Origin of the sequence: Streptomyces sp. MS19 (assembly GCF_047200595.1) — a bacterium.
Taxonomy (GTDB): domain Bacteria; phylum Actinomycetota; class Actinomycetes; order Streptomycetales; family Streptomycetaceae; genus Streptomyces.
Genome location: NZ_JBJZOH010000003.1, coordinates 13183 through 27641, shown reverse-complemented (window position 1 = coordinate 27641; position 14459 = coordinate 13183). Strand labels below are relative to the sequence as shown.

Genomic DNA, 14459 nt, shown 5'->3' with positions numbered 1-14459 from the left:
ACCTCACTTCATGCCTGTGAACTGGATGGAGTTGATGATCTTCTTGCCGAAGGCGAGGAAGAGCAGCATCGTCGGGATGGCCGCGACCAGCGCCGCCGCCATCAGGCCCGCCCAGTCGGGGCCGGTCTGCGGGGTGGCGGAGACGAACGCGCCGAGCGCCACCGTCAGGACGCGCACCGACTCGTCCTGGCCGACGAGCTGCGGCCAGAAGTACTCGTTCCAGGCGTTGATGAAGGTGAGGATGCACAGCGTGATGATGGGCGCGCGGCTCATCGGGACGATGATGCGGAAGAACGTCCTGAAGTAGCCCGCGCCGTCGATCATCGCGGCCTCCTCGACCTCGCGGCTGATGCCGAGGAAGAACTGCCGCAGGAAGAAGATCGCGAAGGGCGTCATGAAGAAGAACGGCGCGACGATGCCCGGGTACGTGTTGAGCAGCCCGAGGCTCTTGATCAGCGTGAAGTTCGGCAGCATCGTGAACACCGGCGGCACCATCAGCGCCGTCAGGAAGACGAAGAACACCTTGTCGCGGCCCGGCCAGCGCAGCCGGGCGAACGCGTAGGCGGCCATCGCGCTGAAGAAGACCTGGCCCGCGGTGATCAGGACGGAGACGACCACCGAGTTGCGCAGGTAGGCCCAGAAGCGGATGGACGCGCCCGAGCCGCCCTCCGCCTGCGCCTCGGCCGTCGAGGCGGTGCCGAGGACCCGTTCGAACGGGCCGAAGGTGAAGTCCACCGGCAGCGGCGACGTCGGGTCGGTGAAGAGGGACCTGTTGTTCGACAGGGCGGTGCGCAGCATCCAGACGAACGGCGCGATCGTCGCGAGGACGACGAGGAACAGGGCGATCCAGGCGACGAGCCGCCCGGGTCGGATCGTCCGCCGCCGCGCCGGGGCGGGCGAAGGGGTGCGCCGGTCGCGCGCGGGGGTGCTGCTCGCGGCCGGCTGGACCACGGCTGTCATGCGGGGCTCCTTGGTGCGGTCGCGGCGGTCAGGACTGGTCGGAGTCGCCGGCGCGCATCAGCCGCAGCTGGAGGAACGCGATGACGGCGAGGATGAGGAAGAGCGCGACGGAGATGGCCGACGCGTAACCGAAGTCGAACCGCTGGAACGCCTGGTCGTAGATGTAGTACTGGACCACCCGGGTCGCGTCGACCGGGCCGCCCTGCGTGGTGACGGCGACCGTGTCGAAGATCTGCCAGGAGCCGATCAGCGTGACGACGAGGACCAGCGCCATGACCGGCCGCAGGAGCGGGAGCGTGATGCGCGTGAACATGCGGAACTCGCCCGCGCCGTCCACGGCGGCGGCCTCGTACACGTCCCGGTTGACGGCCTGGAGCCCGGCGAAGATCAGCAGCGCCGTGTAGCCGAGGTGGCGCCAGACGTTGACCAGGGCGATCGTCGGGATGGCCCACTGCTCGTCGCCGAAGAAGCCGATGCGGTCGAAACCGGCCCAGTCGATGATGCCGTTGATGATGCCGAGGTTGTAGTCGGCCATGCAGTACCAGAGCAGGGCGACCACGACGTTCGAGATCAGGTAGGGCAGCAGGACGACGCCGCGGATGACGACGGACTTCGTCAGCCGGTGCATGAGGACCGCGAGGAAGAGGGCGACGACGGTCTGCACGGTGATGTTGATCAGGACGTACTTCAGGGTGACCCAGAGGGAGTTCCAGAAGACGTCGTCGTGCAGCAGCCGCCGGTAGTTGTCCAGGCCGCTGAAGTCGGGGGCCGTCAGCAGGTCGTAGTCGGTGAGGCTGAGGTAGAGGCCGCGGAGGGTGGGCCAGGCGAAGAAGGTGAGGAAGCCGAGGAGGGCGGGCGCGAGGAAGACGAACGCGGCGCGGCGTTCACGCTTGCGCCAGGCGGGCGGGGGGTTGCCCGCGGGGGCGGTGAGGGGCGCGGCCATCGGTCACTCCTTCGTCAGGTGCAGGACGACGAGCTGTTCGGGCTGGAGGGCCGGGATCTGGAGGCCCGTCGTGGCGAGCACGCCGCCGTGGAGGACGGAGGTCGCGCCGTCGAGCCAGCCGGGCAGGCTCCTGGCGCCGGCGAGTAGGTCGCGACCTGGCGGGAGGAGGTCGGCGCGGTAGCGGGCGTGGGGGTCGAGGCCGCGCAGCCGTACGCGGCCGTGGGGGTGTGTGACGGGGGCGGCCGTTCCGACGAGCGCGAACAGCGCCTCGGACCCGTCGCGGGCGACGACGCCGTGGGCCCACAGGGCGGGGTCCTGGTGGTCGATCCTGATGACGCGGCCGGTGTGCAGGAGCGTGCGGTGGCGCTTGTAGTGGGCGACCCAGCGGGCGGCTTCGGCGCGTTCCTCGTCGGTGGCGTGGATCAGGTCCCACTCGATGCCGAAGTGGCCGCCGAGGAAGGCCGTTCCGGCGCGGAAGGCGATGTCGTGGCGGCGGCCGGTGGTGTGGTTGCGGTCGCTGCCGACATGGGAGCCGATCAGCTCGGGCGGCAGGAGGAGCTGCGTCCAGCGGTTGATGGCCTGGCGTTCCAGGGCGTCGATGCAGTCGCTGGCCCAGACGCGGTCGGTGTGCTCCAGGATGCCGAGGTCGATCCGGCCGCCTCCGCCGCAGCACGACTCGATCTCCAGGGCGGGGTGGCGGCGGCGCAGTTCGGCGAGCAGCGCGTAGACGGCGAGGGTCTGGGCGTGGACGGCGGGCTCGCCGTGCGGGGAGTGGCCGGCGTCGTCGAGCTCGCGGTTGTGGTCCCACTTGAGGTAGGCGATGTCGTACGCGCCGAGCAGCGCGTCGAGGCGCTCCAGGACGTACGCGTAGGCTTCAGGGTGGGACAGGTCGAGGACCTGCTGCTGCCTGCGTTCGCCCGGGAGCCTGCCGCCGGTGGCGAGTATCCACTCGGGGTGGGCGCGGGCCAGGTCGGAGTCCGGGTTGACCATCTCGGGCTCGACCCACAGGCCGAACTCCATGCCGAGGCCGCGCACGTGGTCCACCAGCGGGTGCAGCCCGTCCGGCCAGACGGTCTCGTCCACGTACCAGTCGCCGAGGCCCGCGGTGTCGGCGCGGCGGTGGCGGAACCAGCCGTCGTCCAGGACGAAGCGCTCCGCGCCCGCGGCGGCGCCGAGGTCGGCGAGGCGGGTGAGGGTGGGCAGGTCGTGGTCGAAGTAGACGGCCTCCCAGGTGTTGAGGACGACCGGCCGGGGCGTGGCGGGGTGGTGGGGGCGGGCCCGCAGGTGGTCGTGGAAGCGGGCGGACAGGGCGTCGAGGCCGTGGTCGCTGTGGGCGCCGTAGAGCCAGGGCGTGGTGTACGAGGCCCCGGGGGTGAGGGTGATCTCGCCCGGCATCGGCAGTTCACCGCCGGACAGGACGGCCTGGCCGGTGGGAAGGCGTTCGGCGACGAGGCGGTGGTTGCCGCTCCAGGCGAGGTGCAGCGCCCAGACCTCGCCGTGGCCGAAGCCGAAGCCGGGGGTGCCCGCGGCGAACAGCAGCGGCGCGTCGTGCCCCGGGCGGCCCCTGCGGGTCTCGCGGACGCGCGCGCCGAGCGTGAACGGCTGGCGCTGCGGGACGCGTTCGCGCGACCAGCGGCCGGTGAGGTCGAACAGCTCGGCGGCCTCGGTGGGGACGGGCAGCGAGGGGGCGAGGGTGTCGAGCGTCCAGTCGGCGTCGGCGTGGTCGTTGGTGAGGGTCGCGCGGGTGCGGACGAGGCCGGTGGCGGTGAGGCCGATGTCGACGGCGAGAGAGAGCGCGGCGGCGGGGTCGGCGGCGGTGAACCGGAGCGTACGGCCGCCGCCGTCGCCGTCCCGCGTCGCGTCGGTGGCGGACGTGACGGCGAACAGCGGCGACCAGTCCGCGCCGCCCGCCCGGTGCCCGGCGACGCCGGGCATGCCCTGCCAGCCCGCGCCGTGCTCGGTGACGAGGCCGGGCGGCGGCGGCACGTCCAGGCTGCCGTCCAGCTGGGGCAGGGCGGCGGACGCGGCCAGGGCGGCCAGGTCGTCCTCGGACAGCTCGCCCGGATCGGCGCCCCAGTGCAGGACGCGCGGGAGCCTCGGGCCGCGCGCGTCGAGGACGAGGCTCACGCCCGCGGCGCGCAGATGCAGGATGCGATCGGACACATCCAGGGCCACGACAACGCACCTCCTTGTGCTGATGCCGGTGTACCTAACGATTTCCGTTGGCTTGTGAGCGGAAATGTTGCTGTTCCATGGCCCGCTGTCAAGGTCGGGACGGCCCCCGGGCACCGTCCTTTACCGGGGCGTTAGCCAAGGGAGAGGAGAAAGAAACCAGCACATCGCGCCATGGCCGGAAAAATCCGCCACCGGCCCGGCGGCCCGTGTTTCCGGTGCGTGACCACCGCGCGTTTCCAGCCCGTCTCTCCTTGACGGATCGTCACACCGCGCCATGCTGATGCGGCATGACACCCCCACCCTTCCGGCGCCTCGCCGCGGCCACCGCCGGGCTCGCCCTGGCCCTCACCCTCGGCTGGAGCGCCCCCGCGGGCGCCGGCCAGCCCGCCCCCGCGTTCACCGGCGCCCTCGACCGGCTGCTCGCGGACCCGCGCCTCGACGGCGCCCTCGCGGGCGTCGTCGTCCGCGACGCCGACACCGGCGCCACCCTCTACGACCACGACGGCGACACCCGCCTGATGCCCGCCTCGAACACCAAGCTCCTCACCTCCGCCGCCGCCATGGACGTCCTCGGCCCCGGCTACCGCTACCGCACCGACCTCGTGGCGGCGACCGCGCCCCGGCGCGGCGTCCTGCGCGGCGACCTCTACCTGCGCGGCTCCGGCGACCCGACGATGCTCGCCGCCGACTACGCCGCGCTGGCCGCCGGCCTGGCCGCGTCCGGCGTCGCCACCGTCCGGGGCGACCTGGTCGCCGACGACACCCGCTTCGACGCGACCCGCCTCGGCCGCGCCTGGTCCTGGGACAACGAGGCCGACTACTACAGCGCCCAGATCTCCGCGCTGACCCTCGCGCCCGACACGGACTACGACGCCGGGACCGTCCACGTCTCCGCCGCCCCCGGCGCCTCCGCCGGTGACCCGCCCACCGTCACCCTCACCCCGCCCAACGACTGGGTGACCCTCGACAACAGGGCCACCACCGCCCCGGCCGGCTCCACCGGCTCCCTGTCCATCACCCGCGAGCACGGCACCAACACCCTCGTCGTCAGCGGCCGCATCGCCCAGGGCGCCGCCCCCGCCACGTCGTGGACCGCCGTGGACGAGCCGACCGGGTACGCCGCCTCCGTCCTCGCCGACGCCCTGGCCGCCGAGGGCGTACGGGTCACCGGCGACGTCGTCCTCGGCCGCGCCACCCCGCCGGACGCCGGGCAGGTCCTCGCGTCGCACGCGTCGATGCCGCTGTCGGAGCTGCTGGTGCCCTTCATGAAGCTGTCCAACAACATGCACGCCGAGGCGCTCGTCAAGACGATGGGGTACGAGACGGCGGGGCGCGGCACCTGGCGCGACGGGCTCGCGGCGGTGCGCGCGTACGCCGACCGGATCGGCGTGGACACCGGCGCGTACAGCCAGGTGGACGGCTCGGGCCTGTCGCGGATGAACGTCGTCCCGCCCGCCGGACTGGCCGCGCTGCTCACCGGGGTGCGCGCCGAGCCGTGGTTCGGCGACTGGTACGCGGCGCTGCCGGTCGCGTGCGAGCCGGACCGCTTCGTCGGCGGCACGATGCGCAGCCGCCTGTGCGGCACCCCGGCGGCGGGGAACGCGCGGGCGAAGACCGGCTCGCTGACCGGAGCGACGGCCCTGTCCGGCTATGTGACGGCGGCGGACGGGCGGGAGCTGGCGTTCAGCGTCGTGCTGAACAACTACCTGGGCGGTTCGCCGAAGGACATCGAGGACGCGATCGTCGTGGCGCTGGCCTCGCCCGGCGACTCGTCCGGGGCGTCGTCCGGGGCGCCGCCACGGCCGGTGGCCGCGCCGGAGGACGGCGCCGAGTGCGCGTGGCTCAAGCCCGCGGTGGTGTGCTGACGCCTGTGCCGACGCCGCCGCCTACCCGCCGGGGCACCGCTTGGCGCGCAGGAACGTCGTGACGGTGAGCCGGTAGCCGGTGTGCCCGGTGGCGGTGGAGTGCCGCACGCACCAGACGTCGGGCACGTCCCGGCTCGTGTCGGCGGGCGACTCGGCGAGGCAGGTCGTGCACTCGGCGGCGTGGATCGGCGGGCCGCCCTGCGGGTCGGGCGCGAGGACCCAGTCGGCGGAGCGGGTGACCATCATGCGGCACCCGCCCGTCCGGCGTCCGTGGGGCCGCCGGTCAGGTCGAAACGGCAGCAGACGCTCTTGCCCCCCGCCTCGCGGGGCGCCCACCACGTCGCGTCGGCGAGGCTCTGCACGATGAACAGCCCGCGCCCGTGCTCGGGCAGCGGGTCGGGGTCGCCGCCGAGCGGGTCGAGCGGATCGCCCGACGGCAGCATGGGCGGCGTCGGGTCCTCGTCCGCGACCTCGACGAACAGCCAGCGCGGCCAGAACCTGAACGTGACGATGATGCGCCCGAACCCGGCGGCGTGCCGCACGGCGTTCCCGACCAGCTCGGACGCGCACAGCTCGACGTCGTCGGCGAGCCCTGGCAGTTCCCAGTCGTGGAGGGTGTCCCGCGCGGCGTGCCTGGCTATCGCCGGGGTGTCGCGGGAATCACCGGGGAGCGTGAGCGAACGGAACCGGTAGGCGCTGGAGAACGCCACGGGCAGCAGCGGCGTCGGGCGCACCGCCGGCACGGGCATCTCCTGCGCGGGCGGCCACGGCGACGTCATTGTGTACCCCCTCCATAAGCCGAGCCATGTCCTCATGCCTCTAGTCAAGGGCTCCGACGGGTCAACTCGCGACGGTCGCAAGGGGGTTCACATGCACACCGGGGGGGTTCACCCGATGCGCGGCATGAGCCCCCCATGAGCCCCCCACTCGAACCCCAACAAACCCACCCTCTTCCCCCGCCGGACAAACCAGCGGTCCCCGCGCCGGGGTGGGCGCGGGGACCGGGGGGTGTGCGGTGTGGCGGGGAGGGGTCAGGCGGGGACCTTCTCCTCGGCCGGGCGGCGGGGCTGCTCCTCGGCGGCGGGCTCGTCGAAGTCGAAGCTCGTCGCGTGGTCGTACGCCTCGCGGTTCAGGATCTTCTCGCGCGCCGCGACGATCACCGGGACCGCGGCCTGGCCCGCCACGTTGGTGGCCGTGCGCATCATGTCCAGGATCGGGTCGATCGCCAGCAGCAGGCCGACGCCCTCCAGCGGGAGGTCGAGCGTGGAGAGGGTCAGCGTGGTCATGATCGTCGCGCCGGTCAGGCCCGCCGTGGCGGCCGAGCCGATCACGGAGACGAAGACGATCAGCACGTAGTCCTGCACGCTCAGGCTCACGTCGAAGATCTCGGCGACGAAGATCGCGGCCAGCGCGGGGTAGATCGCGGCGCAGCCGTCCATCTTGGTCGTGGCGCCGAACGGGACGGCGAACGAGTTGTACTCGCGCGGGACGCCGAGGCGCTCGGTGACCTTCTGGGTGACCGGCAGCGTGCCGACCGAGGAGCGGGAGACGAACGCGAGCTGGAGCGCGGGCCAGGCGGCGCGGAAGAACTGGACCGGGTTGACACCGGCGGCGAAGCGCAGCAGCAGCGGGTAGACGCCGAACAGCACCAGCGCGCAGCCGATGTACACGTCCACGGTGAAGGTCGCGTAGTCGCCGAGCAGGTCCCAGCCGTACTCGTTGATCGAGCGGCCGATCAGGCCGATCGTGCCGATCGGCGCGAGGCGGATGATCCACCACAGGGCCTTCTGGAGCAGTTCGAGGACCGTCTCGCCGAAGGTGATCACCGGCTGGGCGCGTTCGCCCATCTTGAGGGCGGCGATGCCGACGACGGCGCCGAGGAAGACGATCTGGAGTATCTCCAGGTCGGCGAACGGGGTGACGACGTTCGCCGGGATGATGCCGGTGAGGAAGTCGAGCCACGAGCCCTTGCTCTCCGGCAGCTCACCGTCCGCCGGGGTGAGGCCGGTGCCGCTGCCCGGGTCGGTGACCAGGCCGATCACGATGCCGATGGCGACGGCGATCAGCGAGGTGGCGAGGAACCACAGGAGCGTGCGGCCGGCGAGACGCGCCGCGTTCGACACGTTCCTGAGGCTGGTGATCGACACGGCGATCGCGAAGAAGACCAGCGGACCGACCGCCACGCGCAGCAGCTGGACGAACCGTCCGCCGATCTCCTCCAGCGTGCGGCCGAGCCACTCGACGTCGCCACTGCGGGCGATCCAGCCGAGCAGGACGCCCAGCACGAGGCCGGCGAGGATCTGCACCCAGAAGGGCGGGAGGGATATCCGGGGGCGTCTCGGCTCCGCGGGCGCTGCGGGCGCGGCCGAGGCAGGGGTCGGGGAGGACACAGGCATACTCCGGTCAGGGTTATTCGGGGAGTGGAGTTTCCGGGCACGCCGATACGGGCGTGAGCGGGGGTGGGTCGCTGGTGCGGGTCAGTCGGTCAGGGGTGAGGACAGACGTTCAGCGACAGGCCGCGGTCAGACAGCGGCAGAGGTCGATGTGCAGGCGCGCCACGAGCATGATGCCCGGGTCAGAGATGCGCGCGGCTGCGGTGTTCATGCAAAGCACGGTAGCACCGCGCCGGAGCGGCGTCACGGGTCCGTCCGGCAGGTGAACGCGCCGCTGGACGCCGTGCAGGAGGTGGCGTCCGAAGTCCCGTGCGGCGGGCGGGAGATGGGCGTGGAGGGCGTACGGCGGCCGGGCCGGCGGGTGGCCCGGATCACGCCGGGCAGGGGAACGGGGGGCGGGCGCGGGCGGTCAGTCCGCGTCCTCCATGGAACGGTTCGCGTTGATCTTGTGCATGGCGCGCTCGACGTGGGGCGCGACCTGCTGGGACATCGCGTCGCGCTGCCTGCGCAGCACGACGAAGCTGATGGGCGCCGAGAACACCAGGGCCAGCAGCACGATCCACAGCGGGTTCGACGCGCCGATGGACTCCGGCAGCACACCGACGTACGCGAGGACCGCGACGACGGCGAAGCACGCGGCGAAGACGGCCAGCCGCAGCAGGCTGTAGCGCAGCGCGGCGTGCCGCGGGGCGGGGGTGTCGGGGATGGTGCTCACGTCGGTCCTCCTAGCAACAGGAACGCCTGTCCAGTCAAGCACGGCGCGGCCCCGGCCCGGCGGGCGGGTCAGCCGAGCGGGAGCCAGAGGGTGACCTCGTCGCGGTAGTCGTCGTCGGCGACCCTGAGGGCCCCGGGGACGCGCCCGACCTCCCGGTAGCCGCAGGACGCGTAGAACCGTTCCAGGCCGTGGCCGCCGCGGCAGGTCAGCCGGATGCCGGTGAAGGCGGGATCGACGCGGTGGGCGGCGGACGCGGCGGCGGCCATCAGCTCCCGGCCGACGCCGCCGCCCTGCCGGTCGGGGTGGACCATGACGGTGACGAGGCCGACCCAGTGCCGCATGAGGCGGTGCTCGTTCAGCCGGAGGAACGCGGTGGCGACCGGGCGGCCGCCCTCCGCGCAGCCGACGAGCAGCCGCGTCGTGCCCTCGGCCATGCCGACGAGGTGGCGGCGCAGGGCGGGCTCGACGTCGTCGGTCGTGACGGGCGGCACGAAGCCGACGGCGCCGCCCGCGTTCGTCACGTCGGTCCACAGCTCGGCCAGGCTCTTCCGCAGGGCGGGGGTGACGGCCGGGTCGAGCAGGTAGCGCAGCCGCTGCCGCGCGCCGGGGGCGCGCTGTGCGGAGCCGGGGCCGGGCACGGCGCTCACACCCGCATCGGCTGCGGCGACTCGCGCCGCGCCGGGTCGGGGCCGTCGTACTCGTTGACGACCTCGTAGCGCGTGTTGCGCTCGACGGGGCGGAAGCCCGCGTCCCTGATGAGGTCGAGCAGGTCGTCGCGGGTGAGCTTGTCGGGCGTGCCGTAGTTGTCGGCGTCGTGCGTGATCTTGTACTCGACGACCGAGCCGTCCATGTCGTCCGCGCCGTGCTGGAGGGCGAGCTGCGCGGTCTGCACGCCGTGCATCACCCAGAACACCTTGACGTGCTGGATGTTGTCGAAGAGCAGCCGGGAGACGGCGAACGTCTTCAGGGCCTCGGCGCCGGTGGCCATGGTGGTGCGGGCCTGGAGGCGGTTGCGGACCTTGCCGTCCTTCATGTCCACGAAGTCGTGCTGGTAGCGCAGCGGGATGAAGACCCGGAAGCCGCCGGTCTCGTCCTGGAGCTCGCGCAGCCGCAGGACGTGGTCCACGCGGTGCCTGGGCTCCTCGATGTGGCCGTAGAGCATGGTGCAGGGTGTCTTCAGGCCCTTCTCGTGCGCCAGGCGGTGGATGCGCGACCAGTCCTCCCAGTGGGTGCGGTGGTCGACGATGTGCTGGCGCACCTCCCAGTCGAAGATCTCCGCGCCGCCGCCGGTGAGCGATTCGAGACCGGCGTCGATCAGTTCGTCGAGGATCTCGGACGCGGACAGGCCCGAGATGGTCTCGAAGTGGTGGATCTCGGTCGCGGTGAAGGCCTTGAGGGACACGTCGTCCGGCAGGGCCTCCTTCAGCGCGCGCAGCGAGCGCGGGTAGTAGCGCCAGGGCAGCGTGGGGTGCAGGCCGTTGACGATGTGCAGCTCGGTGAGCCGGTCGCCCTCCATGGCCTTCGCGAGGCGCACGGCCTCCTCGATGCGCATGGTGTACGCGTCCTTCTCGCCCGGCTTGCGCTGGAACGAGCAGTAGGCGCACGAGGCCGTGCACACATTGGTCATGTTCAGGTGCCGGTTGACGTTGAAGTAGACGACGTCGCCGTTCTTCCGCGTCCGCACCTCGTGCGCGAGACCGCCGAGCCAGGCCAGGTCGTCGGACGCGTAGAGGGCGATCCCGTCCGCACGGGACAGCCGCTCACCCGCCCGGACCTTCTCCTCCAGCTCACGCTTGAGCCCAGCGTCCATACGTCACGCCTCCTGGTCGTCGCTGCCGCTCTGCCCGTCGAGCCTACGCCCGGTCCTCGTCCGGGAGGTGCCCGACCCGGTTCTCCCACTTCGTGGACAGCACGACGGTGGTGCGCGTCCGGGAGACACCGGCGGTGCCGGACAGGCGCCGCACGGTCCGCTCCAGGCCGTCCACGTCACCCGCCCTGATCTTGATCATGTACGAGTCGTCGCCCGCGATGAACCAGCAGTCCTCGATCTCCGCGAAGTCCCGCAACCGGTCCGCCACTTCCTCGTGGTCCACCGAGTCGGACAGCTGGATGCCGATCAGCGCCGTGACGCCGAGGCCGAGCGAACGGGCGTCCACCGTCGCGCGGTAGCCGGTGAGCACACCGGCGGCTTCGAGGCGGTTGATGCGATCGGTGACGCTGGGGCCCGACAGGCCCACGAGGCGGCCCAACTCCGCATAGGACGCACGGCCGTTCTCCCGCAGCGCCTGGATGAGCTGTCTGTCCACCGCGTCCATCTCGCAGAGCCTTCCTCGTCCCCTGGTCGATTGCACAGACGAATCTAAGGCATGGACACGTCGTCACCTACGAGTGGCCGCCCCGGCGCCGCCCCCCAGCTCGCCCCGCCACCGCCGGTACAGCCCGTGCCCCACCCCCACCGCGTCCAGCGCGCGGCCCGCCACGAAGTCCACCAGGTCCTGGATGTGCGCCGCCCCGGCGTAGAACGCGGGCGACGCGGGCAGCACCACCGCACCCGCCGCGTCCAGGTCGGCGAGCTGCCGCAGCGTCGGCCCGTTCAGCGGCGTCTCGCGCACCACGACGACGAGCGGGCGCTGTTCCTTCAGCGTCACGGCCGCCGTGCGCTGCAACAAATCCTTCGACAGACCGAGCGCGATCCCCGCCACCGACGCCGTGGACGCCGGGACGACCAGCATCCCCCGCGCCGGGTACGAGCCCGACGAGGGCCCGGCCGCCAGATCACCCGCCGGCCAGTACCGCACCGCGTCCAGCGCCGCGTCCCCCACCGCGAACGCGTCCGGCTCCCCGTCCGCGCCCCGCGCGAGCCACGCCCGCAGGTCCTCCCGCCAGTGCCCGTCGCGGAACGGCGCGCCCGTCTCGTCCAGCAGCGTCAGCCGCGCCGCCCGGCTGACCACCAGGTCCACGGCCTCCCCCGCCGCGAGCAGCGCCCGCAGCACCGCGGCGGCGTACGGCGTCCCGGACGCGCCGGAAACCCCCACTATCCAGGGCGTACGTGCTATCCAGGGCGTACGTGGCGCGGACGGCCCGCTCGCGGGCTCCTCGGTGGGCTGCATACGTGCGAGGCTAGCCCGTCGCCGCAGCTAACGACCCGCTTACCGGACGGTGACGCTCCGGCCACATGCGGCGGTCCGGCGACGGGCGCCCGCGCGGTGCGTGGAGACTGGAACGCACGACCGTCACCGGTCCACGTCCCGCGTTCCCCCACAGACAAGGGAGTACCGACATCAGTACCCGCCGCCCCTACCGCACGCGGCTGACCGCCCTCGGCGGCGCCGTGCTCCTCTCCGCAGCGACCGTGGCCTGCCAGGCGGTGGAGAACGTCCAGGCGGGCCGCGAGATGTCGGGGGCGGTGGACGAGCTGCTGTCCTGGGAGGCGCTGACCGTCGGCGCGGGCATCGACGCCACGCCGGAGGAGACGGCCGCCTACCTCGACGCGGTGACCGCCCGCGACGGCGGCCCGCCCACCACGCCCGTGCAGGCGCGCCTGCTGGCCGAGCTGGAGCTGACCGTGGCGGTCGGCGACCCGGACCGCGAGCGGCGCATGCGCGACCTCGGGCCGGACGACGAGCTGGACGGCGCCATGACCGTCAACTTCGGCGGACGCGATGTCGCCGGAGTCAAGAACATCGACGACCGCACCTACGTCCGCGTCGGCGCCGAGTCGATCGTGGACGACGTGTACGGCGGCGACGAGGCCGCCGTCGCGGCGGCCGCCGGGTTCGAGGAGGACGCGAAGGAGCTGCCCGCGTCCGTCGGCGCGGCGGCGGGCGCCCTGCACGGCAACTGGACGGAGATCGACCCGTACCGCCTGGACGACTACGCCGCCGCGCTCCACGAGGCGGGCGGCGTGGACGAGGAGGCGGCCGCCCGCCTGGGCAACGCGCTGGTGGACGGCTCGTCGCTGCTCGTCCCCGAGGCGCAGCTCGCGCTCGCCGGCGCCCTGGGCGACGCGCTGCGCTCCGGCGGCGAGCTGCACAGGCGCGGCGACGCCGACGGCGCGGAGCAGGTGGACGTGTCGCTGCCGGCCGCCGACGCGTGGCGCGCCCTGGACCCGCTGCTGGGCGTGATGACGGAGCAGCTGCGGCAGTTCGGCCTCCCCCCGCTCGTGACGGCGCCCGACGAGGAGGACGGCGGGCGGGTGACCGCGCGCCTCCAGATCCGCAACGGGGTGCTGACGGACGCGACGGTGGACCTGGCCCAGTTCGGCGGCGCGGCCGGTGCGGCGGCGGACGGCGCCCCGGCGCTGCCGCTGCACCTGTCGCTCGCGGGCGGCTCGGCGCTCTCCCTCAAGCCGCCGGAGTCGGACGGGCCGCTCGACCCTGCCGAGCTGACCGTCGCGCTGATGTACCTGCGGGTCCAGGCGGAGGAACGGGCCGAGGACCCGGACCGCGCCGACGTGCCCGGCCCAATGCAGCCCTGACGGACGGGGGCCGGCTGTCAGAGGCAGCCTCTAGTGCTGTGGCCGGGGAGGTTTGCCGGGTCACGGCTCCCCCAGCCTGGCGGCTGGGGGAGGTGCATCGCAAGGTGCCGGATCGCAGCTCGTACTCGGCCGTACCCGCGCGATTCGGCAACGCAGCGAGGTTCCCCCAGGCCCGGAGGCCTGGGAGGTGCCCCCACGCCGGGCGTCTTGAGCCGGTGAACCCTTCCGGCCACAGCACTAGGGTCGGCCCATGGACATCGTGAACCCCGCCCTGAACGACTACCTCATCGCCCACGCCACCCCCGCAGACGACGTGTTGCGCGATCTCGCCGAGGAGACCAGGCGGGCGCTGCCCGAGCACCGCAGCATGCAGATCACGCAGGACGAGGGCGCGTTCCTCTCCCTCCTGGTGCGCCTCACCGGCGCACGGCAGGCGGTGGAGGTGGGCACGTTCACCGGCTATTCGTCGATCTGCATCGCCCGCGCCCTCCCGGCGGGCGGGCGGCTGATCGCGTGCGACGTGAGCGAGGAGTGGACGTCGGTCGCCCGCCGCTACTGGGACCGCGCGGGCCTCACCGACCGCATCGACCTGCGCGTCGGCCCGGCCGCGGACACGCTGCGCGCCCTGCCGCCGCGGGAGACGATCGACTTCGCCTTCATCGACGCGGACAAGGTCGGCTACCCGGTCTACTACGAGGAGATCGTGACCCGGCTGCGGCCCGGCGGCCTCATCGTGCTGGACAACGTGTTGCGGTCCGGCCGCGTCGTGGACCCCGCCGCCCAGGACCCGGCCGACATCGCGATCCGGCAGATCAACGACACCGTGACCGCCGACCCGCGCGTCGAGTCCGTCCTGCTGCCGGTGCGCGACGGGGTGACGCTCGTCCGCAAGCGCTGACCGCGCCGCCAGCGGGGGATTCAGCCCGCGACG

Annotated in this window: 14 protein-coding genes; 3 read left to right on the top strand and 11 right to left on the bottom strand. The window is 72.9% G+C overall.

Annotation, left to right across the window (positions count from 1 at the left end; all coding sequences use genetic code 11):
• Nucleotides 1-3: 3 nt before the first annotated feature.
• From ACL02R_RS04105 to ACL02R_RS04095, 3 genes are read right to left on the bottom strand one after another with little or no spacing between them, the layout of a single operon-like run.
• The gene (locus ACL02R_RS04105) at nucleotides 4-960 is read right to left on the bottom strand and encodes a carbohydrate ABC transporter permease (RefSeq protein WP_412795462.1); all 957 of its coding nucleotides are present in this window, start codon (nucleotides 958-960) and stop codon (nucleotides 4-6) included.
• Nucleotides 961-988: 28 nt separating this feature from the next.
• Nucleotides 989-1903, bottom strand: a complete 915-nt coding sequence (locus ACL02R_RS04100) for a carbohydrate ABC transporter permease (protein WP_412795461.1) — start codon at nucleotides 1901-1903, stop codon at nucleotides 989-991.
• Nucleotides 1904-1906: 3 nt separating this feature from the next.
• Nucleotides 1907-4078: an alpha-galactosidase gene (locus tag ACL02R_RS04095; RefSeq protein ID WP_412795460.1), complete on the bottom strand. Its 2172-nt coding sequence runs from the start codon at nucleotides 4076-4078 to the stop codon at nucleotides 1907-1909.
• Nucleotides 4079-4365: 287 nt separating this feature from the next.
• Here ACL02R_RS04095 and dacB point away from each other — a divergent pair, with 287 nt between their 5' ends.
• A complete protein-coding gene (dacB, locus tag ACL02R_RS04090; protein WP_412795459.1) occupies nucleotides 4366-5943 on the top strand; it encodes a D-alanyl-D-alanine carboxypeptidase/D-alanyl-D-alanine-endopeptidase in 1578 nt (525 codons plus the stop codon).
• Between the two features lie 21 nt (nucleotides 5944-5964).
• On the opposite strand, the gene ACL02R_RS04085 is transcribed toward dacB, so the two are convergent.
• The 8 genes from ACL02R_RS04085 to ACL02R_RS04050 all read right to left on the bottom strand — a co-directional run bounded on the left by ACL02R_RS04085 (nucleotide 5965) and on the right by ACL02R_RS04050 (nucleotide 12161).
• On the bottom strand, nucleotides 5965-6189 hold the full coding sequence (locus tag ACL02R_RS04085; RefSeq protein ID WP_412795458.1) for a hypothetical protein: 225 nt from the start codon (nucleotides 6187-6189) through the stop codon (nucleotides 5965-5967).
• Nucleotides 6186-6722, bottom strand: coding sequence for an ATP-binding protein (locus tag ACL02R_RS04080; protein ID WP_412795457.1), 537 nt, complete (start codon nucleotides 6720-6722; stop codon nucleotides 6186-6188). Before ACL02R_RS04080 ends, ACL02R_RS04085 begins: the two co-directional genes overlap by 4 nt.
• Nucleotides 6723-6974: 252 nt before the next feature.
• Nucleotides 6975-8339, bottom strand: coding sequence for a dicarboxylate/amino acid:cation symporter (locus ACL02R_RS04075; RefSeq protein ID WP_412795456.1), 1365 nt, complete (start codon nucleotides 8337-8339; stop codon nucleotides 6975-6977).
• A 406-nt stretch (nucleotides 8340-8745) separates the two neighbouring features.
• A complete protein-coding gene (locus ACL02R_RS04070) occupies nucleotides 8746-9051 on the bottom strand; it encodes a DUF4229 domain-containing protein (protein WP_412795455.1) in 306 nt (101 codons plus the stop codon).
• A 68-nt stretch (nucleotides 9052-9119) separates the two neighbouring features.
• Entirely contained in the window at nucleotides 9120-9689 is a 570-nt protein-coding gene (locus ACL02R_RS04065; protein ID WP_412795701.1) for an N-acetyltransferase family protein, read from the bottom strand.
• Between the two features lie 5 nt (nucleotides 9690-9694).
• Nucleotides 9695-10861 carry an aminofutalosine synthase MqnE gene (mqnE, locus tag ACL02R_RS04060; protein WP_412795454.1) on the bottom strand — a complete coding sequence of 389 codons (1167 nt, stop codon included), beginning with the start codon at nucleotides 10859-10861 and terminating at the stop codon, nucleotides 9695-9697.
• A gap of 43 nt (nucleotides 10862-10904) precedes the next feature.
• Nucleotides 10905-11366 carry an Lrp/AsnC family transcriptional regulator gene (locus ACL02R_RS04055; protein ID WP_362966911.1) on the bottom strand — a complete coding sequence of 154 codons (462 nt, stop codon included), beginning with the start codon at nucleotides 11364-11366 and terminating at the stop codon, nucleotides 10905-10907.
• Between the two features lie 63 nt (nucleotides 11367-11429).
• Nucleotides 11430-12161 carry a UbiX family flavin prenyltransferase gene (locus tag ACL02R_RS04050; protein WP_412795453.1) on the bottom strand — a complete coding sequence of 244 codons (732 nt, stop codon included), beginning with the start codon at nucleotides 12159-12161 and terminating at the stop codon, nucleotides 11430-11432.
• A gap of 221 nt (nucleotides 12162-12382) precedes the next feature.
• On the opposite strand from ACL02R_RS04050, the gene ACL02R_RS04045 reads away from it, so the two are divergent.
• Both ACL02R_RS04045 and ACL02R_RS04040 read left to right on the top strand, forming a co-directional pair.
• Nucleotides 12383-13528: a hypothetical protein gene (locus ACL02R_RS04045; RefSeq protein WP_412795452.1), complete on the top strand. Its 1146-nt coding sequence runs from the start codon at nucleotides 12383-12385 to the stop codon at nucleotides 13526-13528.
• A 250-nt stretch (nucleotides 13529-13778) separates the two neighbouring features.
• Nucleotides 13779-14426, top strand: coding sequence for an O-methyltransferase (locus tag ACL02R_RS04040; protein ID WP_412795451.1), 648 nt, complete (start codon nucleotides 13779-13781; stop codon nucleotides 14424-14426).
• Nucleotides 14427-14459 lie beyond the last annotated feature (33 nt).

Bases quoted from the DNA above. Each gene is read 5' to 3' on its own strand.
- ACL02R_RS04100 (WP_412795461.1), bottom strand. From the start codon at position 1,903: ATGGCCGCGCCCCTCACCGCCCCCGCGGGCAACCCCCCGCCCGCCTGG.
- ACL02R_RS04080 (WP_412795457.1), bottom strand. From the start codon at position 6,722: ATGACGTCGCCGTGGCCGCCCGCGCAGGAGATGCCCGTGCCGGCGGTG.
- mqnE (WP_412795454.1), bottom strand. From the start codon at position 10,861: ATGGACGCTGGGCTCAAGCGTGAGCTGGAGGAGAAGGTCCGGGCGGGT.
- ACL02R_RS04085 (WP_412795458.1), bottom strand. From the start codon at position 6,189: ATGATGGTCACCCGCTCCGCCGACTGGGTCCTCGCGCCCGACCCGCAG.
- ACL02R_RS04105 (WP_412795462.1), bottom strand. From the start codon at position 960: ATGACAGCCGTGGTCCAGCCGGCCGCGAGCAGCACCCCCGCGCGCGAC.
- ACL02R_RS04075 (WP_412795456.1), bottom strand. From the start codon at position 8,339: ATGCCTGTGTCCTCCCCGACCCCTGCCTCGGCCGCGCCCGCAGCGCCC.
- ACL02R_RS04055 (WP_362966911.1), bottom strand. From the start codon at position 11,366: ATGGACGCGGTGGACAGACAGCTCATCCAGGCGCTGCGGGAGAACGGC.
- ACL02R_RS04050 (WP_412795453.1), bottom strand. From the start codon at position 12,161: ATGCAGCCCACCGAGGAGCCCGCGAGCGGGCCGTCCGCGCCACGTACG.
- dacB (WP_412795459.1), top strand. From the start codon at position 4,366: ATGACACCCCCACCCTTCCGGCGCCTCGCCGCGGCCACCGCCGGGCTC.
- ACL02R_RS04040 (WP_412795451.1), top strand. From the start codon at position 13,779: ATGGACATCGTGAACCCCGCCCTGAACGACTACCTCATCGCCCACGCC.